Source organism: Kitasatospora sp. NPDC059747, assembly GCF_042732955.1.
Lineage (GTDB): Bacteria > Actinomycetota > Actinomycetes > Streptomycetales > Streptomycetaceae > Kitasatospora.
Genome location: NZ_JBHWGV010000167.1, coordinates 12,804 through 16,587, shown reverse-complemented (window position 1 = coordinate 16,587; position 3,784 = coordinate 12,804). Strand labels below are relative to the sequence as shown.

The window sequence follows — 3,784 nt, the reverse complement described above, 5'->3', positions numbered from 1 at the left end:
CTCCGGGGGCTGGATGATTTTCCGACTGCCGACTCTGTGGGTGGGGGGCTTGGATCGTTGGCAGTCTGAAAATCACCCGTCACGCCCCTCTCCGCGGCCACCCCCTCCGCCACCCCCTCCCGCAGCGCACCCTCTCGCTGGGGAGGGATGAGGGGTGGGTGGGAGGTTGAGGTGAGTGGGTCGGGTGGGTGGGGTCGGGGGTGGGGGGTGGGTCTTTTTTGCAGGTAGAAATGAGGGATGGGGCAGAAGCAGGGTGAGACTCGTGATCGGCGTACGGTGCTCGCGGACGCGGCGATCGGTGTGCTGGCCGACGCCGGGGTTCGGGGGCTGACGCACCGGGCGGTGGATGCGGCGGCGGGGTTGCCCGTGGGGACGACCTCGGCTTACCTCCGCACGCGGCAGGCGTTGCTCACCGCTCTTGTTCGTCGTCTGGTGGAACTGGACCAGGGGGAGCTGCAGTTCCTGGGGGAGCAGGCTCCGCCGATCGGTTCGGTGGATGAACTGGTCGCCGGGATCGGGGAGTTGATCCGGCGGCGGCTCACGGGCGAAGGGCGGCGCCGCTCGTTGGCGCGTTATGCGTGTGCCGTGGAGAGCGTCCGTGATCCCGAACTGCGCGAGATCCTCGTTCCCCGGGAGAACGCGGGGCGTGCTCGCGTGCGGGCCTTCCTCGTTGCGCAGGGGGTCGTCGCGCCTCTTGAGCGCACGACGACCCTCCTGGCTTGCATCGACGGGCTGGTCTTCGACCGGCTCGTGGGGGGTGGTGAGGTCGGGGAGGACGAGATTCGTGGCCTGGTCTCTGCCGCGCTGCGGGGAGACTAGGGGAGTCTCAGGAGGCCGTGATTTCTATCTCGTGGACCTCGTTGCGTGCCCCTGCGGGTGGCTGTACTCGGCCCGCGCTGTCGGTCGCCCGGCTGCGGATGCGGTGCGGCCCGGGGGTGAGGTGGTGGGTGAGGGCGAAGCGCTGCCAGGTGGGGTGGGTGCCGCGTGGTTCCAGGGTGGCTCGCTGCCATGGGCCGTCGTCTATTGCTACGTCGACGGTCGCCACGTCGGTGTAGCTCCAGGTGCGGCCTGCCAGTTCGGTTGTTCCGGCGGGTACGTGGCGGGGGGTCAGCAGTTTGCTGTTGACGTCGATCTCGCGGGCCGGGCGGGGTTCGGTCTCGCCGGGGCGGGTGCGGGTGTAGAGGCGCGTGGTGAACAGGTGGTCCGGGCGCTGCGCGGCGAGCACGATGCGGGTCAGCCACTTGACGGAGTTGGTGGTGAACATCCGGGGTGCCACCGCGCGGACCGGGAAGCCGTGTTGGGGCAGCAGCGGTTCGCCGTTCATCCGGTGGGCGAGGAGGACCTCGGCGCGTGCCTGCTCCAGGGGGAGGTCCTTGAGGTAGGCGATGTCGTGCTCGTCGGCGAAGCTGCCGGTGTCGGCGCCCTCCAGCCAGACGTGCCGGGCTTCGGGGCGCGGGCCCGCCAGGTCCAGCACGGTGGACAGCGGGACTCCGGTCCAGTCCAGGTTCGCGACGGCGCGGGTCGGCACGTCGGGGTGGAGCGGGTTGCCCAGGCACTCGTGGACGGCGGTGAGGTGCGTCTGGGGGAGTGCCAGGAGGGTGGGGAGGTCCAGTTCGAGGGGGCGGTCGACCAGGCCCTCGATCGTCAAGCTCCAGGCGGAGGCCTCCAGTTCGGGGTGCTTGCCGAAGTGCGTGCGGACGAAGACGCGGTCGACCGGGGTGATGAAGCTGTCGGGGGTCGTCGGGTCGGCGGGGCGGGTGTGCTGGGTCACGTGTCACGACATCCTTGGTCAGGTGGTTCGGTGGCGCACGTTAACCGAACGGTGAGCTTGCGTCAGGTCATTTCGGCGGCGACGCCGGCCGGGAGCACGCGCAGTCGTGGCCGGCGGTCTCGCCGTCCACCACGAGGACGACCTCCCGCGGCCGGCCGACGGGTAAATCGACCGTCAAGTCTGGCTATTCACAGAATAATTCACAGCTGATTTGCGGTGCCACAAGGTCTTCACACGGAGATCACGGGCTGACAGGCTGGGGCCGCCCTTGCATCCCGGAGGAGGTTCCTTGTCCCGCATATCCACGCTGGCCGGAGCGGTCACCTGTGCTCTCGCCCTGGTCACCGGCAGCGCCGTGGCCGCGTCCGCCGCCCCGATCGACCTGGCGCCGACGGCAGAGGCGAAGGTCGATCCCGTCGCCTGGAAGCCGTGCAACCCCGATCCGAGCAAGCCGGACCCGGGCATCTACGACTGTGCCGTCTACCCGGTGCCGATGGACTACGACAACCCGGACGGCGAGAAGGTCGGCATCGCGATGATGCGCCGCCGGGCGAGTGACCCGGCGAAGCGGATCGGGTCGCTGTTCATGAACCCCGGCGGCCCGGGCGGCAGCGGCTACCTGTGGGCCACCACCACCCGCTTCGGGGCGGAGGTCCAGTCGCGCTTCGACCTGGTCGGCTTCGACCCGCGCGGCGTGGCCCGGAGCCAGGCGCTCAAGTGCTTCAAGACGCAGGAGGAGGCGGACGCCCTCCAGGCCCGGCTGATCGGCGTGCCGCTCACCAAGGCCGAGGTCAACCAGACCCTGGACGCCGACCAGGACTACACGGACGCCTGCAGCAAGAACGCCGGCCCGCTGATCGAGCACATGTCGACCATCAACGTGGTCCGTGACCTCGACCGGATGCGCCGCGCCGTCGGTGACTCCCAGCTCACCTTCGCCGGCTTCTCGTACGGCACCCTGATCGGCTCCACCTATGCCGCCATGTACCCGAACAAGGTCCGCGCGGTCATCGTCGACGGCAACGTCGACCCGGACCTGCGCCTGAGCGACGGCCTGGAGTACGACCGCCAGCGCGCCGGCGGCTTCGAGATCGCCCTGGACGAGTTCCTGAAGCGCTGCCAGACCGCGGGCGCCCCGCGCTGCGCGTTCGGCGAGGGCGACACCCGGGCGAAGTTCGACGGGCTGCGCGACCGCCTGCACGACGGCCCGGTCACGCTGGCCGACGGCAGCAAGGTCACCCTGAGCACCTTCACCGACCAGGTCGCCAACGCGCTGTACTCGCAGTCCCGGCTGGCCGGCCTGGCCAAGCAGCTCCAGGCGCTGTACCAGGCGGTCCAGAAGCCCGCCGCGGCCGCGCTGCTGGCCCCGAAGGCCGCCGCCGCCGACGACGCCAAGGGGCTCGCGGTGGCCGTGCCGCACGCGCTGCGCGAGGCGCCGGCGGACTCGGAGTACACCGGCGACGACTCGTACCTGGCCGTCAACTGCCAGGACAAGCCGTACCCGTCGAACGACCGGGCCTTCGCCAACGCGGCCCGCAAGTGGGAGAAGGAGTCGCCCACCTTCGGCCGCTTCCAGGCCTTCGACGCGCCGGCGTGCGCGAGCTGGCCGGCCCCGGCGGTCGACGCCGAGCGCTTCGCCGGCCCGTGGGACCGCAAGAGCGCGAACACCGTGATGGTGATCGGGAACCTCTACGACCCGGCCACCCAGTACAAGTTCGCGCAGCGGATGCAGCAGGAGCTGGGCAACGCCGTGCTGGTCAGCGTCGACTCGATCGAGCACTGCGCGGTCGGCCGCAGCAAGGCCCTGAACGAGCTGGTCACCCGCTACCTGGTGGACCAGAAGGTGCCGGCGGCCGGTCAGCTGCTGAAGCCGGACCTGGACCCGTTCCCGGCGGTGTGACGGCCTGAGCCGATTCGAGCGTGCGGGGGGGGGCGGGCCCGGGGGCGGGCGGCCCCCCACGACAACCGGGCGCTGCACCGGGCCCACCCGTGGATCGCGGCCGTCTCCACCAG

Annotated in this window: 3 protein-coding genes; 2 read left to right on the top strand and 1 reads right to left on the bottom strand. The window is 70.7% G+C overall.

Features of this window, described 5'->3' with window-relative positions; translation table 11 throughout:
* The first annotated feature begins 237 nt into the window (after positions 1-237).
* A complete protein-coding gene (locus ACFV4G_RS39985) occupies positions 238-819 on the top strand; it encodes a TetR/AcrR family transcriptional regulator (RefSeq protein WP_380447918.1) in 582 nt (193 codons plus the stop codon).
* Between the two features lie 7 nt (positions 820-826).
* On the opposite strand, the gene ACFV4G_RS39980 is transcribed toward ACFV4G_RS39985, so the two are convergent.
* A complete protein-coding gene (locus ACFV4G_RS39980) occupies positions 827-1,771 on the bottom strand; it encodes a molybdopterin-dependent oxidoreductase (protein ID WP_380447916.1) in 945 nt (314 codons plus the stop codon).
* 289 nt (positions 1,772-2,060) lie between these two features.
* Between ACFV4G_RS39980 and ACFV4G_RS39975 the strand changes: the two genes are divergently transcribed.
* Entirely contained in the window at positions 2,061-3,671 is a 1,611-nt protein-coding gene (locus ACFV4G_RS39975; protein ID WP_380447914.1) for an alpha/beta hydrolase, read from the top strand.
* The last annotated feature ends 113 nt before the right edge of the window (positions 3,672-3,784 follow it).